The organism is Bacillota bacterium, assembly GCA_023511485.1.
GTDB lineage: Bacteria > Actinomycetota > Aquicultoria > Aquicultorales > Aquicultoraceae > CADDYS01.
Window position 1 is genome coordinate 14,343 of record JAIMBH010000027.1, and the last position, 19,031, is coordinate 33,373.

At 50.1% G+C, this 19,031-nt stretch carries 17 protein-coding genes; 7 read left to right on the forward strand and 10 right to left on the reverse strand.

Translation table 11 applies throughout. From position 1 onward, the window contains the following. Positions 1-127: 127 nt before the first annotated feature. Positions 128-1,411: a phosphoribosylamine--glycine ligase gene (gene purD, locus K6T91_09045; GenBank protein ID MCL6472938.1), complete on the reverse strand. Its 1,284-nt coding sequence runs from the start codon at positions 1,409-1,411 to the stop codon at positions 128-130. A gap of 234 nt (positions 1,412-1,645) precedes the next feature. Between purD and K6T91_09050 the strand changes: the two genes are divergently transcribed. The 4 genes from K6T91_09050 (at position 1,646) to K6T91_09065 (ending at position 6,430) form a co-directional block, all read left to right on the forward strand. Further along, the gene (locus tag K6T91_09050) at positions 1,646-2,104 is read left to right on the forward strand and encodes a hypothetical protein (protein ID MCL6472939.1); all 459 of its coding nucleotides are present in this window, start codon (positions 1,646-1,648) and stop codon (positions 2,102-2,104) included. A 331-nt stretch (positions 2,105-2,435) separates the two neighbouring features. Continuing rightward, positions 2,436-3,434, forward strand: coding sequence for a glycosyltransferase family 2 protein (locus K6T91_09055; GenBank protein MCL6472940.1), 999 nt, complete (start codon positions 2,436-2,438; stop codon positions 3,432-3,434). A gap of 349 nt (positions 3,435-3,783) precedes the next feature. Beyond that, positions 3,784-5,775: a hypothetical protein gene (locus tag K6T91_09060; protein MCL6472941.1), complete on the forward strand. Its 1,992-nt coding sequence runs from the start codon at positions 3,784-3,786 to the stop codon at positions 5,773-5,775. Between the two features lies 1 nt (position 5,776). Then, positions 5,777-6,430: a hypothetical protein gene (locus K6T91_09065; GenBank protein ID MCL6472942.1), complete on the forward strand. Its 654-nt coding sequence runs from the start codon at positions 5,777-5,779 to the stop codon at positions 6,428-6,430. Between the two features lie 111 nt (positions 6,431-6,541). Here the strand turns inward: K6T91_09065 and K6T91_09070 are convergent, their stop codons facing one another. Both K6T91_09070 and K6T91_09075 read right to left on the reverse strand, forming a co-directional pair. Beyond that, the gene (locus tag K6T91_09070) at positions 6,542-7,813 is read right to left on the reverse strand and encodes an adenylosuccinate synthase (GenBank protein MCL6472943.1); all 1,272 of its coding nucleotides are present in this window, start codon (positions 7,811-7,813) and stop codon (positions 6,542-6,544) included. Beyond that, entirely contained in the window at positions 7,813-9,198 is a 1,386-nt protein-coding gene (locus K6T91_09075; protein ID MCL6472944.1) for an NAD(P)/FAD-dependent oxidoreductase, read from the reverse strand. The genes K6T91_09070 and K6T91_09075 overlap by 1 nt, the downstream gene beginning before the upstream one ends. A gap of 374 nt (positions 9,199-9,572) precedes the next feature. On the opposite strand from K6T91_09075, the gene K6T91_09080 reads away from it, so the two are divergent. The 3 genes from K6T91_09080 to K6T91_09090 all read left to right on the forward strand — a co-directional run bounded on the left by K6T91_09080 (position 9,573) and on the right by K6T91_09090 (position 12,131). Beyond that, positions 9,573-9,887: a DUF2769 domain-containing protein gene (locus tag K6T91_09080; protein MCL6472945.1), complete on the forward strand. Its 315-nt coding sequence runs from the start codon at positions 9,573-9,575 to the stop codon at positions 9,885-9,887. A 104-nt stretch (positions 9,888-9,991) separates the two neighbouring features. Next, entirely contained in the window at positions 9,992-10,576 is a 585-nt protein-coding gene (locus K6T91_09085) for a gluconate 2-dehydrogenase subunit 3 family protein (GenBank protein ID MCL6472946.1), read from the forward strand. Continuing rightward, positions 10,560-12,131: a GMC family oxidoreductase gene (locus tag K6T91_09090; protein ID MCL6472947.1), complete on the forward strand. Its 1,572-nt coding sequence runs from the start codon at positions 10,560-10,562 to the stop codon at positions 12,129-12,131. Before K6T91_09085 ends, K6T91_09090 begins: the two co-directional genes overlap by 17 nt. A 3-nt stretch (positions 12,132-12,134) precedes the next feature. Here the strand turns inward: K6T91_09090 and K6T91_09095 are convergent, their stop codons facing one another. The 7 genes from K6T91_09095 to K6T91_09125 form a co-directional block, all read right to left on the reverse strand. Next, positions 12,135-13,100: an LCP family protein gene (locus tag K6T91_09095; GenBank protein ID MCL6472948.1), complete on the reverse strand. Its 966-nt coding sequence runs from the start codon at positions 13,098-13,100 to the stop codon at positions 12,135-12,137. Positions 13,101-13,474: 374 nt separating this feature from the next. Next, positions 13,475-14,854, reverse strand: a complete 1,380-nt coding sequence (locus tag K6T91_09100) for a thiamine pyrophosphate-binding protein (GenBank protein MCL6472949.1) — start codon at positions 14,852-14,854, stop codon at positions 13,475-13,477. A gap of 136 nt (positions 14,855-14,990) precedes the next feature. Beyond that, positions 14,991-15,878 carry a DUF1932 domain-containing protein gene (locus K6T91_09105; GenBank protein MCL6472950.1) on the reverse strand — a complete coding sequence of 296 codons (888 nt, stop codon included), beginning with the start codon at positions 15,876-15,878 and terminating at the stop codon, positions 14,991-14,993. A 3-nt stretch (positions 15,879-15,881) separates the two neighbouring features. Next, positions 15,882-16,580: a 4-carboxy-4-hydroxy-2-oxoadipate aldolase/oxaloacetate decarboxylase gene (locus K6T91_09110; GenBank protein MCL6472951.1), complete on the reverse strand. Its 699-nt coding sequence runs from the start codon at positions 16,578-16,580 to the stop codon at positions 15,882-15,884. Further along, positions 16,577-17,293, reverse strand: a complete 717-nt coding sequence (locus tag K6T91_09115; protein ID MCL6472952.1) for a PIG-L family deacetylase — start codon at positions 17,291-17,293, stop codon at positions 16,577-16,579. The genes K6T91_09110 and K6T91_09115 overlap by 4 nt, the downstream gene beginning before the upstream one ends. Positions 17,294-17,321: 28 nt before the next feature. Then, positions 17,322-18,233 carry a cytosolic protein gene (locus K6T91_09120; GenBank protein ID MCL6472953.1) on the reverse strand — a complete coding sequence of 304 codons (912 nt, stop codon included), beginning with the start codon at positions 18,231-18,233 and terminating at the stop codon, positions 17,322-17,324. Between the two features lie 80 nt (positions 18,234-18,313). Then, positions 18,314-18,967, reverse strand: a complete 654-nt coding sequence (locus K6T91_09125; GenBank protein ID MCL6472954.1) for a GntR family transcriptional regulator — start codon at positions 18,965-18,967, stop codon at positions 18,314-18,316. Positions 18,968-19,031: the final 64 nt, after the last annotated feature.

The window sequence follows — 19,031 nt, forward strand, 5'->3', positions numbered from 1 at the left end:
AGTGTCTAAGTCAAGTCACTTAAGTTATCGGTTAATAGTTACTAGTTGATGGTTACTAGCTAGTATTTCTTAACTGCAGCACTGATAACTTAAGCATTAAAACAAAGACATTGACACTTTGGCACGTCTAGACTTTCTGACCTTTTTCTATTGCCCGCAATGCGATATCTTTTCTATAGTGCATATCCTTAAAGCTGATTTTATCTATCGCTGCGTAAGCCCTCTCTCTAGCTTGGGAGAAGTCCTTGCCGATAGCGCTTACGTTTAGGACACGCCCACCTGCAGTTACAATTTTGCTATCGACCTGCTTGGTCCCAGCATGAAATATAGTAACCCCCTCTGTATTAGCTGCCTCGGCAAGACCGGTTATCTCGAATCCGGTTGTATAATTACCCGGGTAGCCACCGGACGCCAAAACCACAGTAACACAAACATCGTCAGTCCATTTCAGGCTAACGCCTGAGATATCCCCTTCCGTGCAACCAAGCATTGGCTCGATAATATCACTTTCAAGTCTCGGCAGAATCGCCTGAGTCTCCGGGTCACCAAAGCGCACGTTAAACTCCAAAACTTTCGGCCCATCTTTAGTTATCATAAGACCGGCATATAGTACCCCGCGGTATTCAATCCCCTCTGCCGCAAGTCCTTTAACAGTTGGTTTCAAAATCGTATCGGCAATCTCATTAAAAAGAGCCGGGGTTACTATTGGAACCGGCGAGTATGAACCCATGCCGCCGGTGTTTAATCCCTGGTCGTCATCATAAGCCCTCTTGTAATCCTGTGCCGGAACCATGGGCAATACATTTTTGCCGTCGCTAAAAGCAAGCACGGAAAGCTCTGGGCCCTCCAGGCACTCCTCAATTAGTATTAGCTCTCCGGCAGAACCAAACTGTTTTTCTATTAGGCAACTTTTAACGGCAGCCTTTGCCTCATCTAGGCTCTTTGCTATAAAGACGCCTTTTCCGGCAGCTAACCCATCCGCTTTTATTACATATGGAGGATTTATTTTCTCGAGATAGGAAACTGCTTCCCCATAGTTATCAAAAAGATTGGCCGCCCCAGTTGGGACGCCGTACTTTTTCATAATCTCTTTGGCAAAACTTTTGCTTCCCTCAAGCCTTGCGGCCTCCGCACTGGGGCCAAATACTTTAAGCCTTTTTTTAGCGAAAACATCGGCGATGCCAGCAACCAGTGGGGCCTCTGGGCCAACCACAGTCAGACCGATCGCTTTATCCTGGGCAAAATCAGCCAGGGCTTCAAGGTCGGACTGATCAATATTTACGCATTGCGCCAGCTCGGCTATTCCCCCGTTTCCAGGGATGCAAAATATCTCTTTAACCTTGGGGCTTTGCTTTATCTTCCAAACCAGGGCATTTTCGCGCCCACCGCTGCCGACAACCAGTACTCTCAAAACTCCTCCATTTCAGGTGATTACAAACACTCTACTTAACCTTACAAACCCATATCTTATAACAAATAGGGCAATATCGCCAGAAACGGCAAAAATTGCCTCCACAATAATCAATTTTACGGGAAACCACTTTTAGCTGCAAGAAAAGGCCCGGTACGCGATTTTAAAACTAACCGCTTTAACTACTTTAGTAAGCTAGCTTCATAGTTGAAGTGCCGCTTAAGTAGCAGTAAAATGTTATTTAATATCAATGAAGCAGTATCAGGTAAAGCAATCGCCGTAGGATCAATGTTGAAAAAGATTCAGTTATTTAGCTATATATTAGCAATAGCGTTTGCAGCCAATCTATTATTTATGTTTTCGGTAGTATACGCCGAAACCGCAAACACCGCCGGAGTTTCTACAGCGCCGGAAGACGGTGACACTTCTGCTTCCTCTACAAAAGGCAATATACCTATTAGGCCAGTGATAAAGCAGGAGAAGCTTTCGACCGCAAAAACAATCACTGGGGCTACGGTAATTGTTGAAGCCGATAAGGTCAAAAATTCTCCGCGCCTGAAAAAGCGAAGGCCGTTCAACTTAAGGTTTGATATTAAACCTTACCTTGCCATAGCCGTACTCTTGTTTATTGCAGCCAAAACAGGTTACGCAAAGACCTCTCTTTCTCCCTTGAGAAGTAGAATTAGTTGGTAGCTAGCACATAACAGGGTATAAAGACACCACCAAGGCTGGCAATCTGCTAACCCCATTCTTACTCCTAGCTACTTCGCATTAAGAGAAACTCCTTTGAAGCAGAAGGTTGTAATTAAGCCATATCATGTAAGATAATCTAACCATAGGATAAGCCATCCTGCCGCTAAACCCCAGCCGTTTGGGGAATACATTAATTGTCCGTATATGCCGGTGCTTCTTCAAGCAAGCAGTGACGCACCACGAGACGGCGTTGGCAAAGTTCTAAAAATAACCGCTCGCAGCTTTTAAGGCTAAAGGCAACTTAGTAAATCCTGAACAAGGTTGGAAGACAATGAGGAGCAACCAGAAAATTGAGAATCCTTTAATATCGCTGGTTATCCCTGCATACAATGAAGGGTTAAGTTTAAGATCTAATCTTTTTGTAATCCGCGATTTTGCGGAAAAAAGCGGCGTTGATTACGAGGTAATTGTTGTTGATGACGGCTCAACTGACAGCACCTGGGATGTCTGTATGAATATCTCTAAAGAGTGGCCTAAAATGAGGGGATTAAGGCTTAGCCGCAATTTCGGGAAAGAAGCGGCTATCCTCTGCGGTCTTAAAGACACCCGAAGCGACGCCGTAATAATTATGGACAGCGACCTACAGCATCCCCCTGAGTTGATACCCAAGATGGTAAAGCTCTGGCTTGAAGGGGGATACCACATTGTCGAGGCGCATAAGAAAAGCCGCGGAAAAGAACTTTTTTTGCGAAGATGGTTTGCGCAAGGATTTTACTCACTGATGCGGTTTCTATCCGGCTTTGACCTTGCCGGAGCGGCGGATTATAAGCTTTTGAGCCGGGATGTAGTGGATGCCTATATCAACATGCCGGAGACAAACAGGTTCTTCAGAGGGCTTGTTGCCTGGCTTGGCTTTAGTAAGACGGCGATACCTTTTGATATACCGGCCAATGCTGTAAGGTCATCAAGATGGTCGCTTCGCAAGCTAATCAAGCTGTCCTTTAGTGCAATAACTGCATTTTCATACATTCCACTTCAGTTAATAACCGTCGTAGGATTTATAACCTTCCTGTTCAGCTTTGCACTTATCCTTCAGACGCTTTATATGAAGTTTTCAGGCCATGCCGTAGAGGGATTTACGACCGTTATCCTGGCTGTACTTTTTACCGGAAGCGTTACCATGCTCAGCCTCGGTATAATTGGAGCTTACCTAGCAAGGATTTACGAGGAGCTCAAAAGAAGGCCGAACTATGTTGTTATGGAAAGAGTCGGTGACGAATCAAGCCAAAAAAGCGCCGGCGCAAGAAGAACTCTCAGGTCTTTACGGTAAAAATTAAAATATTATTGCTTATAAAACTGGTGTAGTTCTTAAAAGTGCGCCCCAAGAGGCGCCACTAAAACTGAGCCCTTGGGAAAATATTTGGGTATTTATATCCAAAGTAAATAAAGGAGGGGCGATTATTTTTTACCAGCTAACCGTTAAGGGTAAAGATAAATTTGCGCAGTACATAACTTGGCTTGGGTTTGCTGCAATTTATGCCTTGCTTCTTTATTATTTCAAGCCAACATTAATTTTCACGGCGACTACGACAGCCGGAGGAGATACTGGCTCGCACCATTATATCGCCTACTATTTAATAAATCACCTTCTCCCCAAGGGTAAAATAACCGGGTGGTCCATGGGATGGTATGCTGGTTTCCCAATGCTTTATTTTTACTTCCCGCTCCCCTATCTTCTAATTGCGCTCCTTTCTATCGTCATCAAATACGAGGTAGCCTTCAAGATTGTTACCATCTTGGGAACTTTTCTTTTGCCGTTAACTACATACCTTGCCGCCAAGGCGCTTAAATTTAAATTTCCGTTTCCTATAATTGCAGCCGCTTTTTCTCTGCCATTTCTTTTCATGGAGAGCTATTCGATTTACGGCGGCAACATCCTAAGTACGCTTGCCGGTGAGTTTGGATACAGTCTGAGCTTTGCCCTTGCAATACTTTTCTTGGCGCTTCTTTACCGCGATATTGAGGAACAAAAATTCAGGATCTCAACCGGGGTCCTGCTTACGGCCGTAGCTCTTTCGCACATCATACCGTTGATCATGGTTGTTCTTTTCTCAACTTATTTCTTGGCCAGACGGCCGAATTTAAAATGCTTTGGCATATTAGCCGGCGTATTTGGGACCGGTCTTCTGCTCAGTGCTTTCTGGGGCATTCCGCTCGTTGCAAGAATAGGATATACCGCCCACATGAATTGGAACCAGCTCAAAGGCCTTGCCGAGGCTTTTCCTGCTCCGGTCAGACCCTTCCTGGTCCTGACTGCAATCGGCATCGCTGGGTCAATCATCAAAAGAGACAGGCGGATGAATTTCATATTATGGGCAACGGTAGTCACAGAGTCGCTTTTTTTCCTGCTACCCGACGGCCGGTTATGGAATGGCAGGATTGTGCCGTTCCTCTACTACTTCACATTTATCTGGGCGGGCTACGGGTTATGGGTCTTGCGCCAATTCTTGGCCCGAATTTTTTACGAGTACATGCTTCTGCCAAAGCGTTACGCCGAATATGTGATTGCCGCAGTTGCGGTCACCGCCGTCCTATACAATATATTTAGCTCAAGCCAGGTAGCAAGTACGTGGATTAAATGGAATTACTCTGGATATGAGGGAAAGGAAAACTGGTCGAGTTTTAAAGAGATAAATGACTATATTAAGAACCTTCCGCCTGGGCGTGTCATGTGGGAGCACTCGTCAAAAACTGATGCGCTTGGTACACCGCGCGCCTTTGAACTTCTCCCTTATTTTACAGGCCACCCCTCCATGGAGGGTCTGCTCGTTGAGGCCGCATTTTCCGCACCGTATCACTTTGTGAACCAGGACGAGCTATCAAAGCAGCCAAGCTGCGCAATCCAGGGTGTGAACTATCCCGGGCTCAACATCCCAAACGGGATCAGGCACCTTAAGCTATATAACGTGCGCTACTTTATTGCCGTCTCAAGCGAGGTAAAGGCCGGGCTAAAAAAAGAGCACGGCCTAAAACAGCTTAAAGTCTTTAAAGTCCCCAATACCGATCTTGAGTATGCGCTCTTTGAGCTTAAAACCGATGGATATGTCACTATCCCTAAAAACCAACCCCTTTTAGTCAAAACAGAAGACTGGAATAAAACAGCACTTGCCTGGTATGAGAGGCCCGAGCTCTTAGACACCCCGCTAATTGATGCAGGCAGGGTAAAGGGGCTTGAGAAAAAATTTGGGTACGCCGACCCAGGCCTTAAGCGATTAGAAAGCACCCCGCTTGAGACAAAAGGCTCAGTAACAGGCGTCAAAGTTACTGACGATGAGGTAAAGTTTTCGACAACTGCCATCGGCGTTCCGCATCTGGTCAAGGTATCCTACTTTCCCAATTGGAAGGCAAAGGGTGCCGATGGGCCGTATCTTGCCTCGCCCTCGCTGATGATAGTAATACCGAGGCAAAAGAACGTAACTCTCTACTTCGGAAACACGGCCGTTGAAACAGCAGGTAAATCCATGTCAATTGCAGGGTGGCTGCTGGTTGCCATATATGGGGCAGTGCTTTTCAGACGCAGGCTTAAACTAACAAGTGAGTCAAAAATATACGGAGCCCACCAAGGAGAAAAGGTAACGCCTGCAATAAAACAAAAGGAGGACAGCGCTTAAGTTGCCACTCTTTAGCCTAAGGAGCAATGAACCTAGAAAGTTAGCGGAATCTACAAAGCTTAATCCCGAACACGTAAAGTGGCTCGAGGAACAGATAGCTTTTCACGGTAGCGTGTTGCCAGAAAATTTCCTGGTTATCGACATGTGGAAGCATCCCGCATGCAGTGGTTTACTTGCCCTTGATCAAAAGGCATCTTTGGCCGTCCTGCTGATTGCTAGCCGCTCCCCCCACCCGAAGTGGATCGAAGATGCCGCCGATTTTGCCTGGCAGATGCGCTATGCAAGCTATGCTGACTTGGACGAGGCAACTAAGCAATATTTAGCAAGCCATGGGGTATCCGGCGTTGATTTATCTGAGCTACATCAGCAGCATTTCGCAATCAATAGGCCTCTAAAAAGATACCGATTTAACCAAAACCAGAGGGTCTTATTACTGGCCCCTGAGTTTTTGCAGGACGCTATTGAAAAAATCAGCTGGCGCAGGTTCGAGATAGATATCGAAGGATATATAGTAAAGTTTATAAAGAACGACTCAAGAGATGATTTCTTACACGTCGAGCCTGCTGGGTTTATGGAAACCGGAAAGATAGCCCTGCTTGCCTCAACTATTGCAAGCTACCCTTCTTCGATTACTAGAAGATGGATTAGGATTTAAGTTCAGGATTCATGGAGTGAGGGTAAGGAATGTGGGTATGCTCTTGATGACTTGAAGTACCAAGGTGCCAAAGCCGTAAATGGGCGAATTGGCACCTTGGTACTTCTAGGCTTATCTTAAAATCGTCTGCATCCTATTAGGTCCAACAGAGATCATTGCTATCGGCACTCCGGTCAGCTCTTCGATCCGGCCAATATAAGCACGAGCCTGTTTGGGCAGTTTCTCGTATGATGTTATGTCGCTTATATCAGTCATCCAGCCTTCCATCTCCTCATAAACGGGGGTACACTTATGAAACGTGCTCTGGTGACTTGGCATGTGCTCATAGACCACACCGTCGTGCTTATAACCAACCGCTATTCTTACCGTCTCAAACTGTGAGAGCACATCCAACTTTGTGAGCGCTATCTCGGTTAGCCCGTTTAGCCTTACCGCATATTTTAGAATAACCGCATCGAGCCAACCACAACGGCGCGCCCGCCCGGTTGTGGTACCAAACTCGCAGCCAACTGAGCGCATTGCCTCACCGATCTCATTGTCTTGCTCAGTCGGGAACGGCCCAGAGCCCACCCGTGTCGTGTATGCTTTAACAATACCGATAATTCTCTTAATCTTCGTCGGGCTAATTCCTGCTCCAACACAGGCGCCGCCGGCAATCGGTGATGAAGATGTGACAAACGGGTATGTCCCGTGATCGATATCGAGCATGGTGCCTTGGGCACCTTCTAGAAGAACGTTTTTGCCGTCATCGAGCGCCCTGTTAATTACAAAACTTGTATCACCAATCATGCCCTTTAATCTGTCAGCGTAGAGAGTGTACTCATCGACAACTTGGTCAAGATCAACCGGGTCCATACCGTAGATCTTGGTTAAAACCTGGTTCTTAAATTCAAGCGCCACGCCAAGCTTCTCGCGAAATATCTTCATGTCTTGCAAATCCTGCATACGAAGCCCGACCCTTGAGGCTTTATCTGTATAGCATGGGCCGATACCTAAACCGGTTGTCCCAATCTTTGATTTGCCAAGTTTGACTTCAGCCGCCTGATCCAGCAACCTATGGTACGGCATAATAAGATGTGCGTTCGAGCTTATAACAAGGTTGGGTTCGGAGATGCCTATTGCCTTTACCTGGTCCAGCTCTTCTATCAATGCTTTCGGGTCAATAACAAGCCCGTTTGCGATAACCGAAGTAATATGCGGGCGCAGTATGCCTGATGGCAGGAGATGCAGTTTTAACTCGTGGCCCTCAGCAATAACTGTGTGGCCCGCATTATGCCCGCCCTGGTAGCGGACAATCATGTCCATATCGTTTGCAAGCCAGTCGGTTACTTTTCCTTTGCCTTCGTCCCCCCACTGCGTCCCTATAATAACTGTTGCAGGCATCATTTCCTCCTAGATATCAACTCAAGTATAGCCCGTGCGGCGACAATACCGCTTGCCGAAGATTGCATAAGCCCTCTGGTTACTCCGGCACCATCACCTATAGCATACAGGTTTTTGATCTCAGTCTCTAATGCCGGTGTGAGTTTAAGCCTTGATGAGTAGAACTTAACCTCAACACCGTATAAAAGCGTATTTCTGGAGTTTACTCCCGGGGCAAGCTTATCCAGTGCCGAGAGCATCTCCTTAATATCTGCGATATAGCGGTACGGCAGCACAAAGCTCAAATCCCCCGGTGTAGCCTCAGCATATGTCGGCACTGTTGTGCCCCTTGCAATCCGTTCAGGAGTTGAGCGGCGCCCATCCATCAAGTCGCCGAGTCTTTGTACAATTACTCCACCTCCTAAGAGGTTTGCAAGCCGTGCGATGTACTTTCCGTATGCTATCGGCTCCTTGAATGGCTCGGTAAAAGTAGTGCTGACCAGAAGTGCGAAGTTAGTGTTATCCGTCTTCTTCTCGGCATAGCTATGCCCATTTACTGTTGCTATCCCATCGGTTGATTCCGATGCGACAACGCCGTACGGGCAGACACAAAAAGTCCTTACCTTATCCTGAAACGACTTTGTTGTATAGATGAGCTTGGGTTCGTAAAGTTCTTTGGTCAGCGGCTCCATAACAACTGCCGGTACCTCAACACGCACACCAATATCGACTGCGTTGTTAACGGGGACAAGTCCCAGCCTTCTTGCCTCAGTATTGAGCCAATCGGCCCCCTCTCGTCCCGGGGCGACGATGATATAATCCGCCGTTATTTCTTCGCCGCTAGCAGTCAGAACACCGGCAGCACGACCGTTTTTTACGAGAATGTTGGCAACTTTTACGCCTGTTCTGATGTCGATATGTGGCGTAAGCCGCTCTTTCATCGCTTTTAGGATATCGTTGCTGCGATCCGTACCCAGGTGGCGCACCTTCTGAGGTATAAGCCTCATTTCCGCAAGTGCCGCTTTACGCTGCAGATGGCTTATCTTCTTCTCGTCTACCCCATGCACCACGTCGGTTGCTCCGAATTCCCGATAGACGCTATCGACGTATTCTATAAGGTTAGCCAGTTCACTAACGCCAACATAATCGGCAAGCCAGCCGCCGATTTCGGTCGATAGAGTTAGCTTGCCGTCACTGAATGCACCCGCCCCTCCCCAGCCAGAAGTGATTCGGCAGGGCTTACAGTGGGCACATTTGCCGGTGGTTCTCTCAAAGCATTTTCTTTTTTCAATATCCGGCCCCTTCTCCAGAATAATCGCTTTTAGCTTGCCCTTCTTAATAAGCTCAAGGGCGGCAAAAATACCGGCGGGACCGCTTCCCACAATGATGACATCGTAATCTGCCATCGAAAATCACCTTTTGCGCACAAAAAAACTCAAACAGAAGGCTTCGGAGGCTCCCTTAAACCCTGCCGTCCATCTGAGCCAATGCGCTTTAATAATAATTTATCAATACTTTATCAACAATTTGCCTGCACAAGTACCGTGCAGGCGCTCAACCAATCAAACTATAAAGCTTACGTGCTATAAAGCACGCGTGCCTTTGTGAAATTTCTGCGATTTCCGCCTGAAAACGCAAACCAAGTGCGTATTTAGCATAGCCAAACGGCCTGCTAAAGTCAAGAAAAGCCCAGTCTAATACTAACTAAGAAATCTTTTGAGTTCGGTGATTATCCGTTCTCAATTTCCAGTGCTTATAAAATACTAAGCAAACGGGAATAATGGGAGCGATGCCAAAAGTCGACTTTAGCGTGGATAACTTAAATAAATGCCTTTGCCCATCCTGCCCTGTAGAGGGGTCAAGCGACTGCGCAAATGAAAGGATGGAAAAAGAGCAAGTGCCGAAAGATACGTCTCAGATATCTAACCCAAAATTACTGGTTAGATTATACTGTTCAATCGGAGCAACTGACTGCGGTGGCTTTGACGGGCTTCTTCCGTGTGTTTGTCCAAGTTGTCCGGTTTGGGACGGCTGTGAACTAACATCGCGTTACTACTGCTTACGCGGGGATGCCGATGAGGTTGATATGGTTTAAGTGCCGAAATCTTGATGTGCCGAAGCACTAAGGTCTTTTACAGGCTACGGAATAGATTTTTGACATCTTGGAGTACTGGCATCTCTGGCATAATTTGGGGTTAAATGAAATTTGATGTACTGTCGTGGAAAAACCATTGGGACAAAGCGACAAGAGAGGTAATTGAAAAGCGCATTGCCACTGTGCCACAGCAAAACTTCTTTGGCGAGGACGAGCTATCTATTGTCGCAAAGATCATCGAGGCAATAATTCCCGGCGTCCATGAGAACATACCAATAAAAGAGATATTGGGCCGCGAATTACAGAACAGCGGAAAAAAAGGCGTGCGGCTGATCGAGCTTCCCTGGAAGCCCGAGATGTATAAAAAGGGTCTCTCCTTCCTAGAGAAAGAAGCAGAGGCTGAATTTGGCAAAAGCATCACTGAGTTGACTTTTGATGAAACAACCAGGCTGCTTGAAAGTTTATCTCAAGGAGAGACAAAAGCAGATGTCTGGGAGTTTCCGGCAGAGCTGTTCTTTCAAACACTGGTGGCAGACATCACGGCGATTTACGCCTCCTTCCCTCACGCCTGGAACGAGATGGAGTTTGCTGGCCCAGCTTACCCCTACGGTTATTATCAGCTGGGTTGCGATGAGAGGATGAAGTACGAGCCCGAGCTCGGAGAGAAAAACAATGGATGGGAAATTTGATATTTTAATTATCGGAACCGGCGCGGCGGGCTCGGTGCTTGCTGGACAACTTGCCGAGGCCGGGCTATCCGTCATCTGCCTTGACGCCGGTCCCTATTGGGACCCTAAAAAAGATTGGGTCTCCGATGAGTGGGAGATGCGAAAGCTCTTTTGGGACTGGCCGCGAGTCAACGCATCGGCTGGCGAGAACCGAATCGGCATCGGTACGTCAACTTCGGGCAAGGCAGTAGGCGGCGGCACCATCCACTATACTATGATGGCGCTTCGCCTGCATCCATCTGATTTTAAGACAAAAAGTTTGGACGGCGTCGGAGTGGATTGGCCTATAACTTACGACGACCTCGCCCCCTATTATGACTTTATCGAGCGTGAACTGCCTGTAGCCGGACCTGAGGATTGGCCTTGGGAAGGCAAAGGAAATTACCCCCAGCCCGAGCACCAAACCGACTGCCAGGCAGATAAATTTATTGAAGGCTGTGAAAAGCTTGGCATCAGGTCAGCAGTATGCCCGCTGGCGATGGTGACCGCATACTATAAAGACCCATGGGGTTTTAAGAGAGAGCCCTGCACTAACCGAGGTTTTTGCCACGAGGGATGCAAACCAAATGCCAAGTCGCACGCGCTGCTTAACTTTATCCCAAAGGCTAAGAAATACAATGCCGAGATAGTCCCCAACGCCTACGTGACTAAAATCCTTACCGACAAAAACGGCAAAGTAAGCGGCGCTGAGTTTGTTAGAAATGGTGCCACTCAGTGCATCAATGCGAAAATAGTAATCCTCTCTGCCTTTGCAATAGAGACGCCGAGGCTTCTTTTTGTGTCAAAAAACATCGACTTTCCGGACGGGCTTGCCAACTCATCAGGTGTAGTCGGCAGGTATTTGATGGTTCACTCTGACCATCTCGTCTACGCAAAGTTTCCCAAGCCAGTTCGCATGTACCGCAACCCGCCAACAACTGTTATCACTCAAGACTTTTATGAAACCGACCCAAAGAACAGTTACAAGCGAGGTTTTTCCATCGGCCCTTACTCAGGCCGGCCAATTGATTTCGTTAATCTTGCAGTCAACTCAAGACGCGACCTCTGGGGCAAAAGACTGCTTGACTTCATGAAAGACTATAACTATTACATGAGAAACGGAATTATCGGCGAAGTCTTACCCAACAAAGAAAACCGAATCGAGCTATCCGATGAGATTGGCGAGTTCGGTATGCCTATCCCGATTATCTATTTTAAATACGGCGATAACGATAGAAAGCTGATCGAGCGTGGCCTTAAAATATCTAAGGATATTATGAAGGCTGCCGGTGCGATCGAAACCTTCCCTGCCCCGGCATCAGCTCACCTTATGGGAACCTGCCGCATGGGAGGCGATCCAAAGACATCCGTTGTCAATTCATACGGGCAGTCGCATGACATCCCAAATTTGTTTATTGCCGGCACACCAATCTTTGTGACCTCAGGCGCAGCCAACCCGACCCTGACAGCCCAGGCACTGGCAGTAAGAGCGGCAGAATATATCGTTAAGCAGATGAAGGAGGGCGATGGTCTTTGAACATTATTTCGGGCCCTGGGAGAAGTTTTGTCCTTCCTTCATCTGCCTGACCAGCTCATCTTTTGCTGAGTTGTCCGGAAACACATAACTGACCCCTTTTAGCATTCCCGTTTTGCCGGGCACTGTTGCCATTTGCAAGTCTAGCTGAGGGTCGGTAAAGTTTTTGCCCAGTGCAATTATTTTAGCTATATCCATATTAGTCCTGGTATACGACGCGCCGATTGAAGCGAGTCTCGGGATATCCGTATATGAGTTTAACGTCTGCTTCATGACCTCACGTATGAACTGCTGTTGATGCTTTATGCGGGTAAAGTCACCATCCGGATAACTGCGCACACGAAGAAGCCCCAGGATCTCTTTGCCATCTCTTTTAAGATTGCCAAACCTCACCTTTGACCCGCTTAACTTATCTACCCACACATTAGAGCCAGAAGATACCGTTTGATTTTTGCCATTGATCCAGCTTGAGTCGACGTTAAAATAAATTCCTCCCACGGCATCGACCATCTCGCTAAAACCCTGAAAATCGACTTGGAAATAGTAATTTATCGGTAAACCGGTAAAGTCTTCAACTGTTTTTATAAGCAGCGGAGCCCCACCAAAAGCAAATGAATGGTTAATTTTATCAAGACCATGCCCCTCGATCGCAACCCGGGAATCCCTGGGAATAGACAGCAGGTGCATCCTTTTGCTTTCGGTATCGACCCTAAGAACCATAATAGTGTCGGCACGGGAAACTGACCAATCAGGCCGCCTATCTGTACCGACCAAAAGGACATAAAAAGGAGCGTTATCTGTCGGCTTTTTTATTACCTTACCTACCGCTTTTACCTCTTTTGGGGGCAGCTTCATCTTTTTCTCGAGATTTGCCATAAACATATAAGAAGCAACTGCAACGGCAACAGCCGCAATAACCAGTACGAGAGCCGCTATCCTAAAAATCTTCAACAGCAATTGTTTTTTATCCACCAGCAGAAAACCTCCATACACATTATACCACTAGCAAAATTGCTTGTGACAATAGCGGCAAATGGATCGGCAAGCATTAACAGTAGCAGCAAATGGACAGCGGCATGCTCTTATATGTTTATGCTTATACCCCAAGCTAGCAGAATGCTTTCACATGTTTACGCTTTTTGCCTCATTAGGCATCATTTCACCTGCTCAAAGCACTGCCCGGTGCCTGTCACCTGATCTATATAACACCACCCTTTTCAAGCACACTTTGAAAAGTGATTTTCTTACCCGCAAATGATTATTACAGAGCGTGGACAATTTCACGGTTTCAATCCCGTTTCCGGTATAAGTGATTTTCTTACTTCTTATAATGAGCGGAGGGCACTCTAGTGGAGACGCGTTTCAATCCCGTTTCCGGTATAAGTGATTTTCTTACAGTCTTTCTCGACTGCTGTCTGCAGTTCCGAGCTTACCATCGCAAATCCGCCGTCACCGGTGAAACACACGACCGGCTTGTTCGGTTCAACCAACTTCGCCGCAATGGCTCCCGGCAAACCAAAGCCCATGGTCCCCAGTCCATTGGACACGAAATATGTCTTTGGAGAGTACGCACTCCACAACTGACCCAGGAGGACCTTGTGCGATCCCGTATCCGTGACAACCAGCGTATCCTCCGGCAAAACCTCCCGTGCTGCGCGGACCACGCGAGATGGCAGGATTCCCGGCAGCTGTGCCACAAGGTCGGACTCTAACTCCACTCGAAAGCGTCGCACGTCTTCCTCACGCCATTTCGGGCCTGGAACGGGATGCTTCGCCAATCCTTCCAGCAAACCGCAAACATTAGACATGACCTCAACCTCTGCACCGTAAGCACAATCCATATCTGGTACCAAATCCACATGAATCACAGGCACGTCAATCGTCCACGCCCCGATGAGTTCCACAGGGTCAAAACATATCGCGACAATCAGGTCGCACTCATTGAGGAATTGCCGGATCCGCTTGGCACCCGCCATGTCTATGACACCGCACCAGTACGGGTGTCTCTCGTCCAATACCCCTTTCGCCTTGACGCTCGTCACCACTGGGATGCCCCAGGCCTCCACAAATGATCTCAACGCGTTGGACGCATGGTTCCGAATGGTACCCGGTCCCACCAATGCCACGGGACGCCGGCTCTCGTTCAAGCGGAGAATCAATTCATCCGGCTGTTCCACAGTCCCGTAGATTACCGTTTGTGCCAGCTTGTCATATCTTTCCGGTAACGGATTGACCGGTTTTTTCGGTTGATCGCTGGGAAGATCCAGGTGAACCGGTCCCGGTCTTTCTGCCTTCGCAATTCTGACGGCCTTCCGGATATCAAATGCACCACTCTCTGCCGTCAAGGTCGTACTCCATTTCGTGACATGTTCAAATAAGCTGACCTGAGGCAACCTCTGATGCACACTCCGGCTCTCCCGCAAGGAAGGGCGACCCGTAATCGCAATCATCGGCGACCTGTCGAGATAGGCATGCGATACCCCGTTCACGAGGTTCGTGGCCCCGGGTCCCAGGGTGGCGAGTACGACACCAGGAGCATCGCTCAGGTCACCCGTCATGGCCGCCATGTACGCCGCCGACCACTCTGCTCTCGTCAGAACAAAATCTACCCCTTGCTTGTGTGCTTCTTCCATGACATCCAATGTGGCTCCACCCGGATAGCCAAAAATCCGTTTCACACCTGTGTTTTTCAAAACCGTCACCATATGCTCGGCCAGTGTTGTCAATGACTCCATCTCCTCTGCAAGTTGTAACTTACCTTCGCACCTTTCTAAGCGCTATCCAAAATTTCGTGGACGAGGCGCTGCAATCACAAATGGAAGAAAGGTCACTGCATTGCGATTAGACGTCGCCACATTGCGGTTAATCGAGTTGGACGTCTCCTTCTGCCAAACGAAACGCTCTCAGCACGTCCCTGTACGACGGAAGCTCGTCTGGCATGGAAGCCGCTTGCTCTCTCATCTGCGCACCCCACTCCAATCGTTGTGCCACGCCACGAGTGACCCAAGCTTCCGCGCCGAGCTCCTCAACGGTCCGAATCGCTTCTTGAGCTTCATGTGCACGGCGCCGGCCGTGAACCCAGTGCCTTCTCAACAGATAATCGCCCATGCCGGAAAGACTCATGCTGCCAAACGACGCGTCCAGGGATGCTAATACTTGTTCCGCTACCCCTGCCCTGTCTGCGGCGACCAGTGCCTCCAGAAACAGAGCCTCAAGCCCTTTGACGATCACGCTGCGGCACATCTTCAGCACTGCCGAGGCACCAACCGGGCCCTGGATCACCTGAATGTTCATGTGATAAGGGGACAATCGTTCATGCAGACGGGCTGCACCCGGGCCATCCGCAACCATGGGAACCTTATGCCGGAGCGGAGGAACCGCGGACATTACCGCCACACTGGCATACTCCACCTCAGGCGCCACATTTTCCAGCATCTCGTAAATCTCACGCTTGGTTCGCGGTGAACAAGAATTGAGATCCGCGTAGACCGTCCCTGGCCGCAGGTACGGAGCGATGTCTTGCGCCACGTTGAGCGCCACAGATGCCGTTACCATGGACAATATGACGTCTGCCTGACGTGCAAGTTCTTCCTTGCTCGTCACCAAATGGGCATGAATCGCCTCCGCGCGTGACTGTACGATGGGTGTGTCGGCGACGTCATATGCGACGATGTCCGCCACGCCCTCCTGCTTAAGCCCCGCCGCGATCGCAGACGCCGCTTCTCCAAAGCCAATGAATCCGATGCGCACCCCTCATTCCTCCCATTCGCCGTAACGGACATATTGCACACCGAGTGCCTTCAACTTTTCGCGGAGACCATAGATGTCTAATCCCAGCTCTCCCGCTGCCAGCCGTGCCCGTGTCTCCTCTTCTCGCGTCGCGCGCGCCTCCGCCTGAGCCAACACCTTTGGAATCGCCCGCCGGGGTACACACACGACGCCATCGCCATCAGCGACAATCACGTCTCCCGGTCGTACCAGTGTCCCGCCGCACACCACCGGTACGTTTACAGAACCAACTGTCTCTTTCACCGTCCCACTCGCCGAAACAGAGCGCGACCAGACAGGGAACTGCATCGCGGTGAGCGTATCCACGTCCCGCACCCCAGCATCCATCACCAGTCCAACCACTCCATGAGCCCGGGCGGAAGTAGCCAACAGCTCTCCGAACATGCCGTCCATTGATGGGGCAGCGGTCGCCACGACCAGCACATCGCCAGGCTGACAAACCTCAATGGCGGCATGGACCATCAGGTTGTCGCCGGGATGACACAGCACCGTCACCGCCGTGCCTGCTGCACGTGCAGTCGGGTAGATGGGGCGGAGATAAGGTTGCATGAGACCGGATCGACCCATCGCTTCATGCAAAGTGGCAACCCCGTAGGTACCCAGCCGCTCTACATCCGACATTTCGGGCCGCGGTACATCGGTTACAATCACGCGCCGCGTCATACGAACTCACCCCCGACCGTTGGATACACGCGCTGGTACGCCTCGGCATACACGATTGCCTGGCCGGAGTTACGTCCGGCCTGCACGCCGCGGCGCTTCGCAACATCGGTGTAGTAGGCCCACAGGTGCTCTTGGGCGGCCATGCACTCCATTGCCTGACGCTTTTTCTCAAACACTGACGTGATGTCGAGCAACAGGTCGATCCGGAATCCGCACTGTTCCGGTTGATGCGGCTCATACAGAAAGACCTGCGGAGCCCCAATCACGGGATACTGCGACGGATATCCGTGCGCCTGCGCGAGAATGCGGGTCTCCAGCACCAGCTGCGTTGTCCGCGGATGGTCCGCGTTGTACGGGTCCTGCAGGGAATGCGTCAAGATCACGTCCGGCCGATGAATCCGGAACTCCTGCACCAGGGCATCCCTCAATTCGCGGGTGACCTCGAGCGGATAGTCCCCCGCATCCAGAAACCGCACCTCTGCTCCAAGAATGGCAGCAGCTTGTTCTGATTCTGAGCGACGGATCGCCTTGATCTCTTCGAGTGTCTTCCCATCCTTCCACAGCCGCGCTGACTCCCCTCGCTCGCCGAAGGACAAGCACAACACGCGGACATTCCAGCCACGTTCCGCGTACAGCGCGATGGCTCCGCCCGCCCGCCACACGAAATCCGCCGCGTGCGCACTGACGACCATCAGCGTTCCAGGATGTTTCATGTCATCGTCGCCCCCCTTGCTCGTTTACTCACACCTCGACGAGTTGCGCCGGGTTGTCAACCATCATCCGCCGCACGCCCTCCCGCGGGAATCCGGCCTCAATCAGCCGGGACGCAAAGTCGGCCAGCCCCTCAACTACAGGGGGATTGGTCTTCTGGCCGAGATCGGACGAAAGCAGAGTCCTGTCCGGTCCGACCGCCCGAACGGCAGCAAACAGCGTTTCCCATGAGCATTTTCCCGTGTAGAAGGTGGTATAGCAGTGCTCTATGTAGGCACCCATTTCGGCAAGCCGTACCTGGTCGTCGACAGAGAGTCCTTCGGACGGGAATAAGGCGTGCGTCACCACCACTCGCCGGACACCCGCTTCGCGCGCGGCGGCGACGACGGCGTAAATCTCATGGCGGGCCAAGTGTCCCGTAGCGAGGACCATATCATACTCCGCGACAATCTCCAGGCAGGTACGGACTTCGGACCGCAACTGTCCTGTCTCGTCCAGGGCGGACAGCGGCGGCGGCGCGAATCCTTTGCCACGGATTTCACTTTGAATCTTCGCCCAGAATGGTTGATGCCGCTCACCGCGTTGCGCCTGTCGATCCGGACTTTCGTTTGCAGCATCCACAGTGGGCAGCCACACCACACGCGCACCTGCCCGCCCCGCGACGTCCACCACAACCGGGTTGAAACCACCACAGGTGTGGTTCAGTGCCACGGCACCGATCACGTGGACACCGGGCACCGCTGCGGACACCACTTTGGCCCGTTCCACTGTTGGAAAGTAGTGTGACTTGAGCACGAATCCCTTCCATCCTAAGGCCACAAATTCACGGGCGAGAGAAAGATCGTCCGTCCTGCGCGCAATCAGGTCGGGCTCGATGTGCAAGTGGGTGTCATAGGCTCCGGCCAGAAGACGGACAATGTCTTCATCTCGTACATGATTCAACGTGTTCACCTCAGTTCTTCCATGTTCGATGAATTGGTCAACTTTTTTGTCAACAATTTGGTCCAAAATATGCGATGTGTTTAGAGTCTCACGTGCGTGCTGCGCAACACATCATGAACACGAGAAAGATGAATCTTCATCGCCGCCTCTGCGGAATCCGGGTCACGCGCCGCAATGGCACTCACGATTGTCGCATGTTCAGCGAGGGATTGGTCCGGCCGAGCGGGCGCCAGAATCGTTCGGTACTGAAAACGAACGGATTGAGAGTTTAACATGTCCAGAAGTCGCGTTGCCGTTTGATGACGTGACATTTCGGCAATTGCTCGGTGCAACGAGGCATTCCCTTCAGAATATCCGATGAGATCGCCGCGCTGTCGCTTGTCGCGCATAACCCCTAAGATGGTTTGCAACCGAAACACCTCTTCGTCGGTGCCTCTCTCAGCAGCATGCCGGACGATCAGACATTCCAGAGCCATCCGTACCTCAAGGATTTCGCTCGCCTCTTCAAGAGTCACCATTCGTACTCTTGCACCGCGGTAACGCTCACGTTCAACCAACCCCTCCTGTTCCAAACGGGCAAGCACGGTTCGAATGGTTGACCGACTCGCTCGGAATCTTCGGACCAGTTCCATTTCGATGAGTCGCTCATTGGGCATCAAAGCGCCTTCTACAATGGCACGCCGCAACTTTTGGTAACACTCATGTTCCGTCAGCCAATGCTCATCTGTTGACATCGAATCAACCGTCCTTGCTACGAAAAGGAGATATCTGAGTTCTTCTTCGTGATAGATTGTGATC

What these genes read in the sequence shown, in the direction of transcription:
- K6T91_09115 (MCL6472952.1), bottom strand. Translation starts at nt 17,293, where the DNA reads ATGAAACATCCTGGAACGCTGATGGTCGTCAGTGCGCACGCGGCGGAT.
- K6T91_09125 (MCL6472954.1), bottom strand. Translation starts at nt 18,967, where the DNA reads ATGTCAACAGATGAGCATTGGCTGACGGAACATGAGTGTTACCAAAAG.
- K6T91_09080 (MCL6472945.1), top strand. Translation starts at nt 9,573, where the DNA reads ATGGGAGCGATGCCAAAAGTCGACTTTAGCGTGGATAACTTAAATAAA.
- K6T91_09050 (MCL6472939.1), top strand. Translation starts at nt 1,646, where the DNA reads ATGTTATTTAATATCAATGAAGCAGTATCAGGTAAAGCAATCGCCGTA.
- K6T91_09070 (MCL6472943.1), bottom strand. Translation starts at nt 7,813, where the DNA reads ATGCCTGCAACAGTTATTATAGGGACGCAGTGGGGGGACGAAGGCAAA.
- K6T91_09090 (MCL6472947.1), top strand. Translation starts at nt 10,560, where the DNA reads ATGGATGGGAAATTTGATATTTTAATTATCGGAACCGGCGCGGCGGGC.
- K6T91_09085 (MCL6472946.1), top strand. Translation starts at nt 9,992, where the DNA reads ATGAAATTTGATGTACTGTCGTGGAAAAACCATTGGGACAAAGCGACA.
- K6T91_09075 (MCL6472944.1), bottom strand. Translation starts at nt 9,198, where the DNA reads ATGGCAGATTACGATGTCATCATTGTGGGAAGCGGTCCCGCCGGTATT.
- K6T91_09060 (MCL6472941.1), top strand. Translation starts at nt 3,784, where the DNA reads ATGGGATGGTATGCTGGTTTCCCAATGCTTTATTTTTACTTCCCGCTC.
- K6T91_09110 (MCL6472951.1), bottom strand. Translation starts at nt 16,580, where the DNA reads ATGACGCGGCGCGTGATTGTAACCGATGTACCGCGGCCCGAAATGTCG.
- K6T91_09055 (MCL6472940.1), top strand. Translation starts at nt 2,436, where the DNA reads ATGAGGAGCAACCAGAAAATTGAGAATCCTTTAATATCGCTGGTTATC.